Annotated in this window: 13 protein-coding genes and 1 other RNA gene; 1 reads left to right on the top strand and 13 read right to left on the bottom strand. The window is 33.6% G+C overall.

The window, feature by feature from the left end; translation table 11 throughout:
- Window positions 1–112: 112 nt before the first annotated feature.
- The 7 genes from AC2TDS_RS00980 to AC2TDS_RS00950 form a co-directional block, all read right to left on the bottom strand.
- Complete coding sequence (locus AC2TDS_RS00980) at window positions 113–2,890, bottom strand: bifunctional aconitate hydratase 2/2-methylisocitrate dehydratase (RefSeq protein ID WP_484737261.1); 2,778 nt, start codon at window positions 2,888–2,890, stop codon at window positions 113–115.
- A 544-nt stretch (window positions 2,891–3,434) separates the two neighbouring features.
- An RNA gene (rnpB, locus tag AC2TDS_RS00975) (RNase P RNA component class A) lies at window positions 3,435–3,743 on the bottom strand.
- Between the two features lie 335 nt (window positions 3,744–4,078).
- Complete coding sequence (gene dnaJ, locus AC2TDS_RS00970; protein ID WP_484737260.1) at window positions 4,079–5,200, bottom strand: molecular chaperone DnaJ; 1,122 nt, start codon at window positions 5,198–5,200, stop codon at window positions 4,079–4,081.
- Window positions 5,201–5,265: 65 nt separating this feature from the next.
- Entirely contained in the window at window positions 5,266–5,826 is a 561-nt protein-coding gene (locus AC2TDS_RS00965) for a nucleotide exchange factor GrpE (protein ID WP_484737259.1), read from the bottom strand.
- Window positions 5,827–5,929: 103 nt separating this feature from the next.
- Window positions 5,930–7,243, bottom strand: coding sequence for a UDP-N-acetylglucosamine 1-carboxyvinyltransferase (gene murA / locus AC2TDS_RS00960; RefSeq protein WP_484737258.1), 1,314 nt, complete (start codon window positions 7,241–7,243; stop codon window positions 5,930–5,932).
- Entirely contained in the window at window positions 7,244–7,876 is a 633-nt protein-coding gene (locus AC2TDS_RS00955) for a DUF4290 domain-containing protein (protein ID WP_484737257.1), read from the bottom strand.
- A 131-nt stretch (window positions 7,877–8,007) separates the two neighbouring features.
- Window positions 8,008–10,332 carry an ATP-dependent helicase gene (locus AC2TDS_RS00950; RefSeq protein WP_484737256.1) on the bottom strand — a complete coding sequence of 775 codons (2,325 nt, stop codon included), beginning with the start codon at window positions 10,330–10,332 and terminating at the stop codon, window positions 8,008–8,010.
- Between the two features lie 196 nt (window positions 10,333–10,528).
- Between AC2TDS_RS00950 and AC2TDS_RS00945 the strand changes: the two genes are divergently transcribed.
- Window positions 10,529–11,041 (top strand): DUF7935 family protein, encoded by a 513-nt coding sequence (locus tag AC2TDS_RS00945; protein WP_484737255.1) that lies wholly within the window; start codon window positions 10,529–10,531, stop codon window positions 11,039–11,041.
- Window positions 11,042–11,076: 35 nt separating this feature from the next.
- Here the strand turns inward: AC2TDS_RS00945 and AC2TDS_RS00940 are convergent, their stop codons facing one another.
- The 6 genes from AC2TDS_RS00940 to AC2TDS_RS00915 form a co-directional block, all read right to left on the bottom strand.
- Window positions 11,077–12,498 (bottom strand): alpha-amylase family glycosyl hydrolase, encoded by a 1,422-nt coding sequence (locus tag AC2TDS_RS00940; RefSeq protein ID WP_484737254.1) that lies wholly within the window; start codon window positions 12,496–12,498, stop codon window positions 11,077–11,079.
- A gap of 17 nt (window positions 12,499–12,515) precedes the next feature.
- Window positions 12,516–14,177 carry an alpha-amylase family glycosyl hydrolase gene (locus tag AC2TDS_RS00935; RefSeq protein ID WP_484737253.1) on the bottom strand — a complete coding sequence of 554 codons (1,662 nt, stop codon included), beginning with the start codon at window positions 14,175–14,177 and terminating at the stop codon, window positions 12,516–12,518.
- A 3-nt stretch (window positions 14,178–14,180) separates the two neighbouring features.
- Complete coding sequence (locus AC2TDS_RS00930) at window positions 14,181–16,568, bottom strand: glycoside hydrolase family 31 protein (RefSeq protein ID WP_484737252.1); 2,388 nt, start codon at window positions 16,566–16,568, stop codon at window positions 14,181–14,183.
- A 96-nt stretch (window positions 16,569–16,664) separates the two neighbouring features.
- Window positions 16,665–18,971: a maltose phosphorylase MdxK gene (gene mdxK / locus AC2TDS_RS00925; RefSeq protein ID WP_484737251.1), complete on the bottom strand. Its 2,307-nt coding sequence runs from the start codon at window positions 18,969–18,971 to the stop codon at window positions 16,665–16,667.
- 87 nt (window positions 18,972–19,058) lie between these two features.
- On the bottom strand, window positions 19,059–19,712 hold the full coding sequence (gene pgmB / locus AC2TDS_RS00920) for a beta-phosphoglucomutase (RefSeq protein WP_484737250.1): 654 nt from the start codon (window positions 19,710–19,712) through the stop codon (window positions 19,059–19,061).
- A complete protein-coding gene (locus AC2TDS_RS00915; protein ID WP_484737249.1) occupies window positions 19,712–21,088 on the bottom strand; it encodes an MFS transporter in 1,377 nt (458 codons plus the stop codon). Before AC2TDS_RS00915 ends, pgmB begins: the two co-directional genes overlap by 1 nt.
- Window positions 21,089–21,192: the final 104 nt, after the last annotated feature.

The raw sequence follows: 21,192 nt of genomic DNA, 5'->3' as shown, positions 1-21,192 counted from the left end.
ATGTATAATTTTACGCTTATTTAAAGCTACAACATTATTACCATCTATACTATAGAGTAGAGTTCATGATAATTTAAAATCTCAAAAAATGCTAGTAGTCAGGACTATCTGACTACGAACATAGCTTCTTTCTAGGCGGTGCAAACTTAGTAAGATTGATACCAGATACTGCCGTTTTGTATTCTTCAATAGTAGGGGTTCTACCTAGAATTGCAGAAAGAACAACAACGGGTGTTGACGCCAATAATGACTCACCTTTTTTACGATCTGAATCTGCCACGACACGACCTTGAAACAAACGAGTTGAAGTAGCCATTACAGTATCTCCTTTTTCAGCTTTTTCTTGGTTCCCCATACAAAGGTTACATCCTGGTCTTTCCAAATACATCATATTCTCGTATTCTTTACGAGCTACATTTTTAGGGGCATTATCATCAAATTCAAAACCTGAATACTTTTGTAAAACATCCCAATCACCTTCTTCTTTAAGTTCATCAATAATATTATAAGTGGGTGCTGCTACAACTAACGGAGCATTAAATTCAATTTTCTCTTCTTGTCTTTCCAAATTTCTTAGCATCTGAGCTAATATTTTGAGGTCACCTTTATGCACCATACAAGAGCCCACAAACCCTAGGTCTACTTTTTTCTCTCCTTCGTAATAAGAAAGTGGTCTAATAGTATCATGGGTATATCGTTTAGATACATCGTCATTATTTACATCAGGGTCAGCAATCATTGGTTGACCAATAAGATCTAAATCTACTTCAAATTCTGCAAAGTACTTTGCATTAGAATCAGGAGTTAATGCAGATTTAATACCAGTTCTAATCTCTGTAATTCTTTGATCAGCTTTATCAATAAGTCCCTGAAGAACTTGCTTCTCATTATCCATACCCTTATTGATCATGATATTAATTCTCTTTTTAGCTATTTCAAGAGATTCAATAAGAGTGTCATCTTCAGAAATACAAATAGAAGCTTTAGCTTTCATTTCTGCAGTCCAATCGGTAAATGTAAACGCTTTATCAGCAGGCAAGGTTCCGATATGAACCTCAATAATTCTTCCTTGGAAAACATTCTCACCTCCAAACTTATCAAGCATCTGAGACTGCGTTGCATGTACTACATCTCGGAAGTCCATATGTTCCATCATTTCTCCTTTAAAGGTCACTTTTACCGATTCTGGAATTGGCATACTTGCTTCACCTGTAGCCAAAGCAAGAGCAACTGTACCCGAATCTGCCCCAAAAGCAACACCTTTAGACATTCTTGTATGAGAATCACCTCCTATAATAATGGCCCAATCGTCAATGGTAATATCGTTAAGAACCTTATGAATAACATCTGTCATTGCATGATATTCGCCTTTTGGGTCACGAGCGGTAATTAAACCGAAATCATTCATAAACTTCATAAGTCTTGGAATATTTTCTTGAGCTTTCTTGTCCCAAACAGAAGCCGTATGGCAACCTGATTGATAGGCACCGTCAACTATTGGCGAAATAATTGTAGCAGCCATCATTTCCAATTCTTGGGAGGTCATTAAACCAGTAGTATCTTGCGAACCTACTATATTTACTTCTACCCTAACATCTGAACCTGCATGCAATACTTTACCTGGTGTTGTACCTACTGCATTCTTATTAAATATTTTTTCTACTGCAGTAAGCCCTTGCCCTTCATGAGATATCTCTTTTGACGGAGCAAACACCAATGGAACGTCAATACCTAGTGTTTTTGCCGCGAATGTCTGTAATTTTTTACCAAATACAATAGCATACGAACCTCCTGCTTTCATGAATTCTACCTTCTGCGGTGTAAATGCAGCAGAAATATCGCTTAACTCCTGATCTCCGTTGTATAATTTTTTCTTCTTAGTATTTATGGTAAGTACAGTTCCTGTTTCAACAGAATAAACTTCTTCAAGTACAGGTTCCCCATTCTCATCCATTACTGTATTCCCATCGGCATCTTTTTTCTTAACCCAGTTTTTAAGATCAAGACCTATTCCTCCTGTTACTCCAACGGTTGTAAGGAAAATTGGTGAAATACCATTAGTACCTGCCACCACTGGAGCAATATTAATAAATGGCACATATGGACTTGCTTGTTTACCGATCCATAATGCCACATTATTCACACCAGACATTCTTGATGAGCCCACTCCCATTGTACCTTTCTCAGCAACCAACATTACTCTTTTATCTGGGTGCTTTTCTTGCAGGGCTAAGAGTTCTTTTTGTTTATCAATATTATGTTCAAACATACATTTACCATGTAACTCCCTATCTGATCTAGAATGGGCATCACTACCTGGAGATAATAAATCTGTGGAAATATCACCTACACCTGCTACATAAGTAACAACCTTAATTTCTTCATCTATCTCTGGTAACTTAGTAAAGAATTCGGCTTTTGCATAGCTCTCTATAATCCCTTTAGCTATTTCATTACCATCGTTAAATGCCTCTTTTAAACGATCAGTATCCGCCTCATACAAGAAAACTTGTGTTTTAAGAACCTCCGCTGCCGCTTTGGCTATTGATAAATCATCACCTAAACTTAAATCAAGTAAAACCTCAATTGAAGGTCCACCTTTCATATGTGATAATAATTCAAAAGCAAAATCAGGAGTAATTTCTTTCACTATTGATTCACCAAGAATAATCTCCTTTAAAAATTTAGCTTTTACACTGGCAGCACTAGTAGTACCAGGTAAAGAATTATAGATAAAAAAATTAAGAGAATCTTCTCGGTGCTCATTACCTAAATCTTTAATTTGCGCAATAATTTCGCTTAATAATTCGTCACCATCAATTGGCTTGGGGTTAAGTCCCTGAGCTTTTCGTTCTTCAATCTCCTTGATGTAATCTTCATAAGTGTTCATAAATAGAAGTCTTTTCAATGTTGAATACAGATATATGTAGTAGTCTTTAAAATTACTATTTACCTACCTGCTTTTCATAAATTATAACAATATCATTTGTATAGTCGTATATGAAATACAATTATACCTAAAGCAAAAACAATATAAAAAATAAATATTATATAACTATTATAACCTGTATTTTATAAGGTTAAAGTGTAAAATTTCTAATTAAAGATATCAGTTGTTTAGCCAAAATTTATTGACCTTATCACTCTTCCTTTAAATCTGATATTTATCCCCTAAATTATTTAAAAATAAAAAGTCACATATAATGTGTATTACTTATGTCGTTTTTTGCTAAGCAAAAGTACAATTTTACCGAGTATTTTAAAAATATACAACAGAATAAGGATGTTAATAAATTATCCTAGATTTATACTAAAAAAAAACAGAATTCAATAAAAAAAACCTAAAAAAACACTTTTAATTTACACATATAGTAATCTCGACATGCTTTTTTTACACATTCTTTCTTTATATTAATTCTAAATAAGAGGTGAAAATAAAAAGCAGTTCAGTAAGCCGGATTCTGTATCCTTTTAAAAAGGCTCTTATCATTTATCTAGCCTCGATATTACTATCGAGATCAATCTGCCTACCCCTTAGAATCGTGCGAGTAACACTCTGTTTCTAATATACGTGGCATTGCACCGCATAGAGTTTACCTGGTTTCACTACAGCCTTACCTGTACATTCTTTCTGTTGCACTTGTCCTCGATTTACATCGGACGGATGTTATCCGCTATGCTACTCTTCGGTGTCCGGACTTTCCTACTTATTTAAAAACAAGTCGATAAGATAGAACTGCTAATTATATTTTCTATAACTTTCTTCCTAATAAAAAAAACCCACTCAAACGAGTGGGAAAATTGCTATGAAAAAGAAAAAGTGTCTTAGACGTCTCTAAGACGTTGCAAATATAAAATATTTTTTAATTTCTTCCAAAAAAAATGACCGTTATATGATTATAAAAAAGCTTCGCTATTCTAAATTGATTTATATATTCAAAAAAGTTGATAAAACTATTTTAAAAGAAAAACACTCAAATTTCGCGGTAAAATAAATGAATGTGAAAAAGAAAAGTATCTTAGGACTTCCCTAAGATACTTCCATATGTAAGCATTTTATTTATAGAAAAAATAATGTTTAAGAGAACATATCTTTTACCTTTTCAAAAAATGATTTATCAGACTTTTGCGGGTTTGGGCTAAAGTTCTCATCGTTTTCCATTTGTTCGAAAAATTTACGCTGCTCTTTTGTTAGCTCTTGTGGAGTCCATACATTAACATGAATTAAAAAGTCTCCATTTCCATAACGCTCAATACTTGGTAACCCTTTTCCTTTTAAACGTAAAATTTTGCCTGATTGTGTTCCTTGCTCAATTTTTATTTTGACTTTTCCTGTTACTGTTTCTATCTCTTTTGTAACTCCCAAAACAGCTTCTGAAAAGTTTATATATAAGTCATAATGTATATTACTCCCTTCTCTTTTTAATGTATCATGTTGAACCTCTTCAATTAAAACTAACAGATCTCCCGATATAGAATTTTTTCCTGGAGCTTCATTTCCTTTACCTCCAACTTTTAATTGAACGCCCTCTGTAACTCCTTCTGGAATATTAATTGAAACTGTTTCCTCATTGATAATTAACCCTTGTGCATCTGCACCTGAAGGTTTTTTATCTAACATCTCTCCTGCTCCATGACAAGTACTACAGGTAGTTGCTGTTTGCATTCTACCCAATATGGTGTTTGTAACACGCATTTGTTGACCAGTACCATTACATGTTGAACATGTTTTGTAGGTAACCCCTTCTGCTTTTACCTTTCTACGTACTTTTACTTTCTTTTCTACTCCATTTGCTATTTCTTCTAGGGTAAGTTTGACTCTAATTCGCAGGTTACTGCCTTTCACTCGTCCTTGGCGTTGACCACCACCAAAGCCACCAAAACCACCACCAAAAGCGCCTCCGAAAATATCACCAAACTGACTAAATATGTCGTCCATATTCATTCCGCCGCCTCCGAAGCCTCCTTGACCTCCTTCAAAAGCTGCATGACCATATTGATCATAACGCGCCTTTTTATTCTCGTCACTTAGTATTTCATAAGCCTCAGCCGCCATCTTAAATTTTTCTTCAGCACCTTTATCATCTGGATTTTTATCCGGGTGATATTTGATTGCCATCTTTCGGTATGCTTTTTTTATTTCTGACTGTGAAGCTGATTTAGCTATTTCTAGCACTTCATAATAATCTTGTTTTGCCATACTTCTGTCTATTGACAATTAACAATTAACAACAATTGGTAATTGATAATTGAATTATTAATTGTTTATGCTTGTCCAATCACTACTTTAGGGTGACGAATAATTTTATCCCCAAGTTTATATCCTTTCTCGACACAATCAATGATTTTGCCTTTTAATTCATCTGTTGGTGCAGGAATTTGAGTAATTGCGTCGTGAATTTCAGAATCAAACTCATCTCCTACGTTCACTTCCATTTCTGTTAGCCCCTTTTGAGTTAAGGTACTTTTAAGCTTATTGCTTATAAGCTCCATTCCTTTTAATGATTCAGAATCATCCGTTTTTTTAATCTCTGCCAATCCTCTGTCAAAATCATCCATAATTGGCAGTAAAGCTGTCATTAATTCTTGACTGGCTGTTTTAAAAAGCTCAATACGTTCTTTTGTTGTCCTTTTTTTGTAGTTCTCAAATTCAGCAAATAGGCGTAAATACTTATCTTTTTCAACTTGAAGTAACTCTTCAGCTGTTGGTTCATCTCCCGTCTCTTCCGACTCATTTTCAGAAACTTTCTCTTTATTAGCTTCCATCTCCGAATTTTCAATAGCGTCTTTCAACTTGTCTTCTTTTGTATATTGATCTTTACTCATCGTAAATTTTTACATTTATTTTCTGCCTTTATGTAAACAAGAATACTGCCAATAAAAAAATTGTGTCAACTTGACACAATTTTATGTATAAAAACCTAGATAATTAGTCTTGAATTCTTTCTATTTTGGCTCCGATAGCACGTAAACGCGCTTCTATGTTTTCATAACCTCTATCTATCTGTTCTATATTATGAATAATACTCGTTCCTTTAGCAGATAAGGCAGCTATTAATAATGAGATACCTGCTCTAATATCAGGTGATGTCATTTTTGTAGCTTTCAACTGGCTTTGGAAATCATGTCCTATAACGGTTGCCCTATGAGGGTCACATAAAATGACCTTAGCTCCCATATCTATAAGTTTATCAACAAAAAACAAACGACTCTCAAACATTTTCTGATGAATCAAAACAGTTCCTTTTGCCTGTGTAGCTATTACCAACACAATACTCAACAAATCTGGTGTAAAACCTGGCCAAGGTGCGTCAGCCACCGTTAAAACAGAGCCGTCGATATAATTTTGTATCTCGTAACTCTCTTGTTCTGGTATATATATATCGTCACCTTTTTGCTCTAGTTGAATACCTAATTTTCTAAAAACATTCGGGATTTGTCCTAAATTACCCCAACTGACATTTTTTATTGTCAGTTCAGAACGCGTCATTGCGGCCATACCAATCCAACTTCCAATTTCAATCATGTCTGGTAAAACACGATGCTCACAACCTTTTAATTCTTCAACTCCATCAATCGTTAATAAGTTTGAACCAACTCCTGAAATTTTTGCTCCCATGCTATTCAACATCTTTGACAATTGTTGAATATACGGTTCACAGGCTGCATTATAAATTGTTGTTCTTCCTTTGGCTAAAACAGCAGCCATAATAATATTTGCAGTTCCTGTGACTGAAGCTTCATCTAGCAACATTTCAGTTCCTTGTAAACCAGTATCGGTTTCTACACCGTAGAAATACTCTTCTTTGTTATAACGAAACTTCGCGCCTAAATTAATAAAGCCTTCAAAATGGGTATCCAAACGACGTCGACCTATTTTATCACCGCCAGGCCTAGGAATGTACCCTTTACCAAAACGTGCTAACAGCGGTCCTACAATCATAATTGAACCTCTTAACGAGCTTCCATCTCTCTTAAAATCATGACTTTCAAGATATTTTAAATTTATCTCATCTGCTTGAAAACAATACGAATTTCTCCCAAGTTTTTCTACCTTAACTCCTAACTCACCAAGAATAAAAATTAACTTGTTAACATCGAGAATATCTGGAATATTGTTTATAATTACTTTTTCAGAAGTTAATAAAATCGCGCAAATAACTTGTAACGCTTCATTTTTTGCTCCTTGAGGCATGATGGTCCCTTTTAGTTTATGACCACCTTCAATTTTAAATGATGCCATTTATCTCTTTCTATTTTTATGGTTTTTGTTACTGATCGTTTTTCCTTTTTGACCTTGATTGTTCCTTTTACGAAGTAAATTCTTACTATCGACCAGTTCTTCATCAATACCTCTTAAGTCTAATTCCCCATCAGATAACTCGTATAAATGATCGAATATTACGGCATCATCTACAGTATCTTTATTCCAATTCAAATAGCATTTTTTCATATGATTGGCTACTGTAAAAACCAACGCTTCTTTCATGTCTCCATCTTCCCATGTTAACGCTACATCAATCATTGTTTGAATATTGGTTCCATAAAAGCGGTATTTTGATGCTGATTTAGGATACTCTAATTTTGCGGGCTTCTCTGTCAATTCTTCTTTTGATGGCGTTTCATAGGGAGAATCTGCATCCAATTTAAAATCGGCCATTATATGCAACTGATCCCAAAGTTTATGCTTAAAATCAGGCACATCTCGTAAATGAGGTTGTAAATTCCCCATTACATGAATAATGGCTTTTGCCATAATATTTCTTTCTTCTCTATCTTCAAATGCGATACAATGGTTAACTAATTTTTGTATATGTCTTCCGTATTCTGGAATAATTAAAGTCGTTCTTTCTGAGTTATATTCTAAATCAAACATGCTGTCTATTTTTATATAAATGCAAAATAGGTAAATAATATTAATAATACCTTCTTAATTTATTAATCTATTCGAATTATTGGCATTACATTTATTGTAATCATCAATAATTGAATATTATTGGTACTATATTAGCCTATTACTTTTAATTTTGCGAATTGTAATAATAATTTCTTTTTTCCTACGGTTCCAAATTCAATTTCTGCTTTTTTATTGGGTCCTTTACCCTCTAAAGCTAAAACTTTACCAGTTCCGAAACGATTGTGTTCTACTAAGTTTCCAACTCCTATTTCACCGTCAAATAAGTTTACCTTAGTTTGCGCTTCTGATACCTTTTTCATCTTACTCTTAGGGGGCACAATTGCGGGCTTCTCCTTTCCACTTAAAAACTCTTTTCTTTTCCTTTGTATAGGTTTTTGAAAACGCATTTTTTTAGGTGAATCATCAAATAAATCAGCATCAATAAATCTATTGGCAGCTGGTTCTGGTAATTTCGGAGCTAAGTATTCAACAAATTGTTCGTCTATTTCTTCCAAAAAACGGCTTGGTTCCCCATCAGTTAGTTTACCCCATCGATAACGAGTTTGCGCATAGGTTAAATACGCTACTTTTTCGGCTCTGGTCAAAGCTACATAAAACAAACGTCGTTCTTCTTCCAGTTCACTACGAGTATTCATACTCATGGCAGAAGGAAATAAACTTTCCTCTAACCCAACTATATAAACATATGGATACTCTAACCCTTTAGATAAATGGATTGTCATTAATGAAACTCGTGGTGTATCATCTTTTTCTGTATCAAAATCAGTTGCTAAAGCGACATCTTCTAAGAAAGCTGTTAAAGACGCATCTTCACCAGTTTCAATTTTATCTGTTATAAAATCTTTGATTCCGTTTAGTAATTCTTGAACATTTTCTACTTTATTGACTCCTTCTGGCGTACCGTCTTTTTGCAAATCTTTTACAAGCTGTGTTTGCTTTACCACTAAATCAGCCATTTCAAAAGCATTTTTAGTTTGTGCTTCAATTTGAAGTCGTTGCATCATTGTACTAAAGTTCTCAAGTTTATTTTTTGTTCCTGAGTTTATCTTAATATCAACTTTGTCAATATTCTTTACAATGGTAAAAATTGATTTCTTATAATGATTCGCTGCAATCGTAAGCTTATCAATCGTTGTTGCGCCAATACCTCTAGCTGGATAATTTATAACTCTTTTTAACGCTTCTTCGTCATTAGGATTTATTAATAATCGTAAATACGACAATAAGTCTTTAATTTCTTTACGTTGGTAAAATGATATCCCTCCATAAATCTTATATTTTATATCTTTTTTTCGTAAAGCATCTTCTATGGCTCTTGATTGGGCATTGGTTCTATATAGAATCGCAAAGTCATTATGAGTCAATTGATGATTCATCTGATTTTCCCATATAGATTGTGCCACAAAACGTCCTTCTTCACCATCCGATATAGAACGCATTATTTTAATACTATCACCAGCTTCATTAGCAGTCCAAACTTCTTTATCTAATTTTGTTTTGTTTTTATCAATTACGCTATTGGCTGCTTCTACAATGTTTGACGTTGAGCGATAGTTCTGTTCCAATTTAAACGTTTTGACATCGGGATAATCTTTTTGGAAATTTAGAATGTTATTAATGTTCGCTCCACGAAAACTATAAATACTTTGCGAATCATCTCCTACCACACATATATTCTGAAAACGATCCGCTAAAGATCTAACAATCAAATACTGAGAATGATTTGTATCTTGATACTCATCAACCATTATGTATCTAAATCGATCCTGATATTTTGCCAATACTTCAGGAAATCGTGCTAACAATTCATTCGTTCTTAACAATAAATCATCAAAATCCATTGCTCCCGACTTAAAACATCTATCTACATATTGTTTATAGATATCTCCTACCTTAGGCCTGCTAGCTTGTAAATCTGCTTCCTGCAAATCAGCGTTATTAAAATATGCTCGAACGGTAATCAGGCTATTTTTAAATGATGAAATTCGACTTAAAATCTGCTTAGGTTTATAGCGATCCTTGTCTAAATTCATCTCTTTTATAATAGCAGTAATCAAACGTACTGAGTCTTGGGTGTCGTAGATGGTGAAATTTGAAGGATATCCAAGTTTATCCGCCTCAGATCTTAGTATTCGAGCAAAAACAGAGTGAAATGTACCCATCCACAAGTTTTTTGCTTCGCTATGGCCAACCACACTAGCTATACGTTCTTTCATTTCACGTGCCGCTTTATTGGTAAACGTGAGAGATAATATATTAAATGAATCAACTCCCTGTTGCATCAAATGGGCAATACGATACGTTAAAACACGTGTTTTTCCAGACCCTGCACCTGCAATAATTATCATCGGACCATCTTTTTGTAAGACAGCCGCTTTCTGTGGTTCATTAAGTTGTTCTAAATAAGTGTTCAATGAAAAATAAGTTGAATAAATTAAAAGTGGAAAATTAACCATTCTTTTAGGTTTTATAAAATATGAAGGCACTTTTTTATTCACATATTATTTTTTAACGCCATTTGACGATTTTCGTGCTCTTTTATTTCCATATAGCGTACTTTTTTTGAAGAAGACTTGTATATTAGCATTCGTTACATTTTATATATTGATAATGGAAGATAAAATTGTTGAAGGTTTGGCTTATGCCTTACCTGCATTAGTTACGGGTGTTGTTGCTTATTATATTTTAAGTGCATTTATAAAACAAGATAATAATGAAAATAGATTTCAAGCTTTAATTGAAAAAAAGAGAGAAAGCTTGCCTGTTAAATTACAAGCATATGAGCGTATGCTTTTGTTTTGTGAGCGTATCAACCCAACTAAATTACTTATTCGCGTTAACCCTATTGGTGACAAAACAGAAAATTACTTGCAATTATTGATTGCTAATATTGAGCAAGAATTTGAGCATAACTTGGTACAGCAATTATATATTTCAGATGGTTCATGGAAAGCTGTTTTAGCCTCTAAAATAGCGATTATTGCGAAACTAAGAAAGGTAGCAGAATCTGCTAACACAGCCATTGCTTTGCGTGAGAATGTTTTAATTGATTATAGTAAGGAAGAAAACCCCACTGAAATTGCCGTCTCTTTTCTAAAACAAGAAGTAAAAAAACTCTTATAAAAAAGAGACCCCATTATTGGAGTCCTCTTTTTTATTCATTTAACGAAAATCTTATACTCCCAGGGCTCTAAAATTAATTCTTTTTTGCCAGATTTTATTTTTTTATTACTTAAGTAGTCAGTATAATTCGTGTCAAAATTATATTGTTGTTTCGCTGGTTTAGATGATAAATTCGCCATGAAAATAACTTCGTCTTGCTCTTTGTTTCTTTTAAAAGCCAGTACATTTTCATTTGATACTAATCTAGTATAGCTTCCTGCTTTTTTACCACCATTCAGTGCTTTATTTTCTAATTTTAGTTTGCCTAGTTTTTGTAATACACTCCATTCCTTTCCTTTTGTATGAGGAATTTCATCTTTTTCAAAAAACTGTAATCTATGGTTTAAACCGTATTCTTGCCCTGAATAGATCAAGGGCATCCCTGGAACTATGTAGGTTAATGCTGTAAATACTTCCCACGATTCCCCCATTCTTTCTTGTACCGTTCCATTCCAAGAATTTTCATCATGATTTGTTATGAAATTCATAAGAATATCATCTTCTTGATAGCGTGCAGTGTCTTTTATATAATTGGTATCCCATTCGTTCACACTTTTCTTTTCTTTTGCTATATGATTCATTACATGGTGTCTATCCCAACCGTAAGCCATATCAAAGAGCCCTTCTTCTAAAAGTTCTGGCTCCCATGCTTCTGCTAGCATAAATACTTCTTTTTTTGCTCTTATTTGAGGAATGGCTTCCTTCCAAAAATTGAGTGGAACTGAACCTGCAACATCACAACGAAAACCATCTATATTTTCAGTATGTATCCAATACAACATGTCATTTACCATAGCTTTTCTCATTTGCATATTGTCGTAGTTTAAATCAGCAACATCTTGCCACCCCACAGGTGTTCCATCTTCATTTAAAGGATCGGTAATTTCACCTTTTTCGTTTTTAGTATAATACTCAGGATTGGTTTTAATCCAAGTATGATCCCATCCTGTATGATTTGGCACCCAATCTAAAATAACATAAATACCATTTTCATGGGCTGTTTTAACAAGTTTTCTGAAGTCTTCAATTGTACCAAACTCCGGATTAATTTTTTTAAAATCAGATACCGCATAGTAACTGCCTAAATATTTCTTTTGTTCTTCTTCTGGAAATTCTGAAACGAATTTATCTCCTTTGGCCTTTCTTTTTGTTTCTGATATTGGAAAAATTGGCATCAACCAAATAATTTTGACTCCTAATTCTCTGAGCTGGGGAATGTCTTTGGTAAATTGTTCAAACCTTCCTTCCTTTGAATATTGACGAATATTTGCTTCGTAAATTATGGCTCGCTCTATTGTTTCACTCGAAATAGTAGCTATAGGTTTTTGAATTTGCTCAAGGGGTTTATATTTTATCAGCTCTTTTTTACAAGCAAACACAACCATGAGGCTTATAAGTAGTACTATGTTTTTTTTCATCTAATCAATATATTTTATTATTTATTCTTTTTCTCTATTCTCTCAAGTAATACCAGATCAAACGGACTGTTAATCGTTACTTTCCCTTGCACAACTTCTACTGTTGTATTGGAGTAAACATCTCTTATCATGCTTCCATTTTCAAAAACAGAAGCCACCTCTATAATCTTGGTTTCATGGGTAAAGTGTAAACCTACGATCACCTCATCTTTGTAATTATCAGCAGTATATTTTCTTTTGAATATATATGGCTGTGATGCTATTTTTTGATGTTTTCCTGCTCCAATAGCAGGATGCTTTGCTCTAAAGCTACCTAATTTTTGCCAGTGATTCAATACTTGAACTGTTTCTTCATCTTTTAAAGTTTCCCATTCCATCAAAGACCGTAGATTAGCATCTCCTTCAGCGCCTTCTATTTTTAAAGGACGTGATAGTTCATCTCCATAATATATTTGTGAAGTTCCAGGTGACAATAAAAGTTTAGTTGCTGTTTCGTATGTGCGATTTCTATTCGCATCAAATGGCATTCCGTCGTCATGGGATGACATATAATTTAATACATTATACCCTTTTAAATTGGTAGTTAATAGGCTGTCATATTTAGCAAATAAACTTTCGTAGTCTGGTAATTCTTGTGCATTCCATTTAAACTCAAAATTTATTAGACTATTAAAACCATTATCAAAATAATTTATTTTTCTATCTCCAAAATTGTATAGTTTACCACTACTTAATCCGTAACCGTAAACTTCTCCTACTAAATAAAATGAATCCAATAAATTTTGATTTGGGTGTTTTTGCTTAAAGTTTTTAAATGCCTCATCACAAATTGTTCGAAACTCTCTCCATACATTTTCTTCAACATGTTTCACTGTATCTACTCTGTACCCATCGATACCGAATTCTTCAATATAATCAGCTAACCATTTCATAATATAAAACCTAGGAGCTCTGGGGTACCCTGTTCTGTTAAAAAAATCGTCTAACTCCTTTAACTCTTGCGCTAGCCTTCCTTCAGTTTTCCATTTTTCAAGCAATTCTGGGGGTAATTCGACATTTTCATTGCTTTCGGTTTTTATATCAGGAAGATTTTTTACCAATGTACATGAAATCGTATTCTTATAATTTTCATAAGTACACTTAGGCTCCGTCCGAACCCATTCTTTTGGCCAAACAGGATCTTTTTGTGTAACAGGGCCTGTATGGTTAATCACTGCATCAAATAACACTCGAATACCTTTTTCATGGGCCAATTGAACCAATTCATGTAGGTCTTTACTCGTTCCAAAATTAGGGTCTATTTTAGTCCAATCTTTAATCCAATACCCATGAAAACCATAGGTTAATCCATTTCCTTCATTGACTTCCCCATGAATTTGCTCTACAATAGGAGTCATCCAAATCACATTAACACCTAGTTGTGTAAAGTACCCTTCTTTTATCTTTTGGACAACCCCCTTTATATCTCCTCCTTTAAAGCCTCTTAACTTCCCGGTTTCCTTAGTTCTTCCAAAATTTATATCGTTACTAGTGTCTCCATTATTAAACCTATCTGTGAGCAAGAAATAAAGGTTTGCACCCCCCCATACAAAGGGTTTTTCAGTACTTTCGGTTTGATTTTTTTTAGCACATCCAACAGTTAGAATCATTGCTAAAAATGCTACTGTAATATTTTTCATTTTTTATAACTTAATTTTCACCTTTTTTATTGATTGTGTATTCCAGTTAATTGGTATTACAAGCGTTTTTTTCTCTTCATTCCAACTTGCTGGCACGCTTATCTTATCGACTTCTACTTTCTTCGGTAATGATGCTATATTATGAATTACTAAGTCATACAGCTTATCTTGGGCTTTATATGTATTTCCTATACTAGCACTTAGTTTTAGTTTCAAATACTTTTTGTTATAATTGCTTCTATAATGAATAAGTTCGTATGCTCCATTTTCAAATGCTTTCGGTGTTTTTCCATCATCATTGTACAACAAACGTTTGCTCGATTTTATCGTACTGTCGTGATAATAATGTACTTCTAATTCATTTGAATTATATGCTGTCGTGTTTTGAATAGGTTTACCCATAGAAATAAAAGCACCGGCCCTTACCAAAGTTGGAATACTATTTTTTTGGGTAGTTACTACTTTTTGAAATCCGCTTCCAACAATTCTCTCATCAGTATAAAAATCAAACCAAACAGTTGATTTTGGTACGTAGATACTTTGCTGCGCACCAACTCTTGAAGTTTGAGGGCTAATAAGAAAATCATTACCCCATAGATAACTAGAAGCTAATGTTAGGGTTTCTTCGTTAAAAAACTCAAAGAATAAAGGACGCATTAATGGTGTTCCTTTACTATGGTTTTCATACACCAAATGGTAATTATATGGTATTAATTTATATCGTAATTCTATGGCCTTCTTTGCCCTGTATTTTGCTTCTTCAGACCGAAAAACAGGTTCTGACGGCACCTCTTCTTGAGCATGAGGGCGAAAAATAGGTTGAAAAACACCATATTGCAACCAACGCACATATAACTCATCATCTAAATTGGCTCCTGCAAAACCTCCCAAATCAGAATGCATATATCCTAAGCCTTGCATCCCCATTTGTAGTGCTATTTCTGGTTGGCTTTTCAAACCTCCCCAAGTACGATTTACATCACCAGACCATGGAATCATACCGAAATGTTGTGACCCTGAATATCCTGCTCTCATTAATATAAAAGGACGAATATCCGGATATTTGTTTTGATAACCCTCAGCTACCAATCGTGCCCAATCATGGCCATAAATATTATGAACTTCATCAGCTGTACCTGATGCATGTTGTACCCAATTAGGATGTACTTCTGGTTCTCCTAAATCTCCCCAAACTCCAGCAATACCTTTTTCTGCTAGTTTTTCATATTCGGACCAAAGCCATTTCTTACCTTCGGCTTTGTAGATATCTATAATTCCTGTATTCCCAAAATAAAAGTCATATTGAGCGGGTTTCCCGTCCTTATCTTTCGCTAATATATCTTTTTCTACGGCTTCCTTCCATTTTTTAGAAGTTGTCAAAATAAAAGGTTCTGTTATCGTAATTGTTTTAACTCCTTTTTTATGCAAACGATTAATCATTCCTTCAAAATCAGGAAAAGAATCTCTAAACACTTCAAAATTCCCCATGGTCCCTTTAATGTCTTTACCAAACCAATACAGGTCTAATATAACCGCATCTACAGGGATTTCTTCTTCTTGAAATTTCTGAATGGTATTTTCTACTTCATTTTGAGAATGATATCCAAACCTACTTGAAAAGTTTCCTAAGGCCCATCTTGGTATCATTGGTTGTTTTCCTGTTAGTTCTGTGTAATTATCAATCAAATCTAACCAAGTATTTCCAACAACTACCTGATACGTTTTTCTTCCTGAAATAGTTTCATATGTTAAGGTATTGTCTTTTTTACTATCAAGGTCAAGAAAACCAATGGGAGCATTATCAAAGTGAATTAAATATTTTTTTGATGATAATACAACTGGCATCGTATAATTCATTAACTCAGCATGTTCTTCATATCCATAATGTGCACGATTATACAATTCTAAACGATGTCCTCTTCTGTTCATTCCTAATGCTCTTGCCCCACCTCCATACAAAACCTCATCTGAAGTAAGGTTAAATTCAATAGCTTCTCCATTTTCTATTTTGGTGTACCCATTCTTTTCTGAAATTATTTCTCTGCCTTGATAGAAATACGATATTTTGAAAGGTGATTTTTGAATGTCAACGGTGATTCCATTTGAGGAGAAAAAAACATTATCTTCCATTTCTTTATATGTAATGGAGATATTCTTAGGCTTAATAACCACCGCATGTGATTTCTCCTTTACATTTTGGTTAGCTGGAATAAAAGTAGTTTCTACAATTTCTGAACCATAATACTGAACGCTATATTCTCCATCGTTTACATATACTGTCAACAAATCTGCCTCATTATAAATTGCCTCTCTGAAAATACGATTTGTATTTTGAGAAAACCCAAGAACAGTATGAAGTAATAGTAGGATAAGTAGTTGATATGTTTTCATGAATACGTTCATTTTTTAATGATAAAAAGGAGAAGACCATTTCTATCGTTAAGTAAAAAGATCTCACAGTTATTTTAACTGTGAGACTATTGTTGGTTATACTTTAACCAAATTATTGGGGAAAACAATAATTTTTACGTTATTAACTAAAATTTCTAATTCACTATTACTATCTAATTCAAATTTACTTCCATCTTGCCCCACTGAAACCTTCAATAAATGATCTCGGAAATTTATTTTAAAAGAATAGCCTTCCCATTGCTTAGGAATTTGAGGGGTGAAACTTAACATATTATCTCTTATTCTCATTCCTCCAAAACCTTCAACAATACTCATCCAAGTACCAGCCATAGAAGTTATATGTAATCCTTCTTCTACTTCTTTGTTATAGTCATCCAAATCTAAACGTGATGTACGTAAATAAAAAGTATAAGCCAAATCCATTCTACCAAGCTTTGCTGCTTGAATACTATGCACACATGGAGATAATGAACTTTCATGAACGGTATAGGGTTCATAAAAATCATAATGACGCTCTAATTCTTCAACAGTAAAATCATCTTCAAAGAAATAAAATCCTTGCAATATATCAGCTTGTTTTATGTAAGGAGAGCGTAATATTCTATCCCAACTCCATTTTTGATTAATGGGTCTTTGAGAGGTATCAAGATCAGATACTTCAATTAATTCTTTATCTAAAAACCCTTCTTGTTGTAAATAAATACCATGTTCTTCTGAATATGGGTAATACATATTTTCAGCTACTTTTTTCCAACTATCCAATTCAGTATTTCCAAGATTAGTCTTCGATATAATTCTTTGGTAATCCTGAGGGTATTGCTTATTTACCTTATCAATATTCTCCAATGCAAAATCAATACACCATTTGGCGGCATAATTCGTATACCAATTGTTATTTACATTATTTTCATATTCATTTGGTCCCGTAACCCCTAAAATAACATATTGCTTTTTTGTAACCGAATAGCTAGCTCTTTGTTGCCAAAAACGAGCAATTCCAATTAAAACTTCTAGTCCTTTCTCTGGGATATACGAATAGTCTCCTGTATAACGATGATAATTATAAATGGCAAAAGCTATAGCCGCATTTCTATGAATTTCTTGAAAGGTTATTTCCCATTCATTATGACATTCTTCTCCATTCATCGTTACCATAGGATACAGTGCTGCACCGTTTTTAAATCCTAATTTCTCAGCATTTTCAATTGCTTTATCTAATTGATTATAGCGGTATTCTAATAAATTTCTCGCAACTAATTGCTCTTTAGTAGCCATATAAAAAGGTAAGCAATAAGCTTCTGTATCCCAATAGGTACTACCTCCATACTTTTCTCCTGTGAACCCTTTGGGCCCTATATTCAATCGTGCATCATTTCCTAAATATGTTTGGTTTAATTGAAAGATATTAAATCGTATTCCTTGTTGTGCCTTAATATCACCCGAAATACTAATATCAGCCATTTCCCAAATTTTTAACCAAGCTTGTTTTTGTAATTTTAACAGGTGATTAAACCCTAAACCTATTGATTGCTCTAATACAGTCTTTGCGAAAAAAGTGAGATCGTTTTTATCATGATATCTATCGGTTACATATCCTCCATATTTATATATAGTTGCTTTTTGACCTTGGTTGACATCTACGGAATAGGTAAACGATATTTTTTTATCATCATTATTTTTTCGAGGAACTTGTTTAATTCTTTTGTTTCCAATAAAAATATGAGACTCCATAAAGGTACACACATTAAATTCTGTTTTCATTGTATGCGTGCTAACGAATGCTTGTTCTTGATGGGTAGAAATTTTATCAATTTCCCAAAACTTGTCATCCCAGTTACTATCTTCATTTTTTACACCAGCATCTAAATACGGTGTAAATTCTATTTTCGCAGACGTATTTATGGGTGTTACTGAATATTCAATAACTCCTAACTCATCTATAGATAAACTTAAAAACCGTTTCGTATGTACCATAACCTTGACATCATTTGTCAGTGTTACTTGAAAACTTCTTGATAGCCACCCTTCCTTCATATTCAATTCTCTTCGAAAATTAGTAACTTCCTTACATTTTGCTATATCTAATGTTTCTCCATTAATAACTACATGGATTCCAATCCAATTTACCGCATTTAGCACTTTGGCAAAGTATTCAGGATATCCATTTTTCCACCATCCTACCTTTGTTTTATCGGGGTAATATACCCCTGCTATATAGTTACCTTGAAAAGTTGGTCCTGAGTAATCTTCTTCAAAATTAGCTCTTTGTCCCATGGCTCCATTACCTATACTAAATAGGCTTTCAGATGATTTTACTCGATTTGTATCAAATCCTTCTTCTACAATACTCCATTCATCAGGTATGATATAATTTTGATTCATTCTTTTAATTCACTTTAGTAAGAGCAACGCTCTTTTTCAATATTATTTTGTCTAAATTTTAAATGGTATATTCTATAGTTCATTTTATTATGAACTTAATTTTTCCATAAATTGGGTGGTGATTTCTGTAAAGTCATTAAAAATAAAATCAGCTTCATGTAATACCTCTTTATCTCCTATCCCAATAGATACCATTTGCGCTTTTTTAGCGGCTTGAATTCCAGCCACGGAATCTTCAAATACCACACAATTTTGAGGTATTACCTTCAGTTTTAAGGCTGCATTTAAAAATACTTCAGGATCTGGTTTCGCTTTAACTACGTCATTTCCATCAACAATCTCATTAAATTTTTTAATCAACTTTACCTTTTGAAGGATCGGTCTTGCATTTTTACTTGCCGATCCTAAGGCTATAGGAATTTTATTTTCTATTAAGTAATTTAACACTCTAGGCACATCTGATAAAATTTCAGTGTCATCCATTTGTGCTATGTATTTCAAATAATCATCATTTTTCTTCTTCAATAGCTTTGTGAACTCATCTTTTGAAATGGCTTTGTTACCCCAACTCAAAATTTTCTCCAATGATTTTACACGACTTACTCCTTTTAATTGTTCATTTTGTTCGTGTGTAAAATCAATTCCTATATCATTTGCTAATTTTTTCCATGCTAGAAAATGATATTTAGCGGTGTCAACTATAACACCATCTAAATCAAATATAAATCCTCTATTTCTCATTATTCAGTTTCTGACTGGTATGTAATTGCTTTTTTATTTGTGATTAAAAAATTACATAATCCAGCTATTATTAAGCTTAGACCTGCTACAATCATTGCATTTATTGCTTCATCTCCTAAAAGACCTGAAATAAAATTAACTCCGCCAATGGCCGCTATAATTTGAGGTATTACAATAAACATATTGAAAATCCCCATGATAACTCCCATTTTGTTGGGGTTCACAGAACTCGATAGCATTGCATAGGGCATGGATAATATACTTCCCCACGAGAATCCAATTAAAATGAAAGAAAATGTGAGGTATTCGTGTGACGAAATAAAATTCATACTAATGAACCCTAGACCTCCAAGAATTAAAGAAACCATATGAACATATTTTCTATTAATTCTTCTTTTTGATGTATACATCACCAACAACAATGCAAATACCATTGACGACAACCCATAAATCCCCATGTATGAACCTACAAGATTAGATGATTTTTGAAAAGCGGTGTTTGCAATATTAAAGGCCTCTGCTTGTGCAGGAATACTCATATCATAACTAGCTTCTATCGGTGCAGGAGCATTAAAAACATGTTCTGTTAAAGAAGGGTTTGCCATACTCCACATAGTAAAAAAGGCAAACCAACTAAAAAACTGAATAACTCCCAGTTTTTTCATTGTCGTAGGCATACTACCAATATTGTTGAGAATATCAGTAATGAATTGATTCTTTTTTGCTTTTTCTTTTTTAAATTCTTCTAGGTCTTCTGGAGGGTATTCAGAAGTGGTAAATACCGTATATAATATACTAACTAAAAACACAAAAGCCCCTATCGCAAAAGCAACTTTTACGGGCATTGGAACTACACCAGACGCTGCCTCATCAGTAACTCCAATTTTAGATATAAACCAAGGTAAATTACTTGCTACCCAAGTACCTATTCCAATAATTAATGTTTGTACTACAAAACCATAAGAGCGTTGTGATTCGGGTAATTTATCTGCAACCAAAGCCCTAAAAGGTTCCATTGATATATTTATAGAAGCATCTAAAATCCATAAAAATCCAACAGCAATCCACAAAGCAGAAGAATGAGGCACCAAAAATAGCGCTATTGAACTAAGTACGGCTCCAATGAGAAAATATGGTCTTCTTCTTCCCCATCGGGTACTCCAAGTTCTATCACTTAGATATCCAATAATAGGTTGAACAACTAATCCTGTTAAGGGAGCTGCTATCCATAATAGTGGAATATCTTCTTTTCCCGCACCTAATGTTTGAAATATTCGAGACATAAAGCCTCCCTGTAAGGCAAAACCAAACTGAATTCCTAAAAACCCGAAACTCATATTCCAGATTTCCCAGAAACTTAATTTACGTTTATTCATTATCGTAATTATTAGTTAATAATACGATAAGCACTGTGACTTATCTAAATATATTGTGTGGAAAGTAAATTACCGATAAGTCAATTTTCTGTGCCAAATATATG

The sequence above is a fragment of the Tenacibaculum profundicola genome (assembly GCF_057220795.1).
This window is presented reverse-complemented; position numbering and strand designations above follow the sequence as displayed.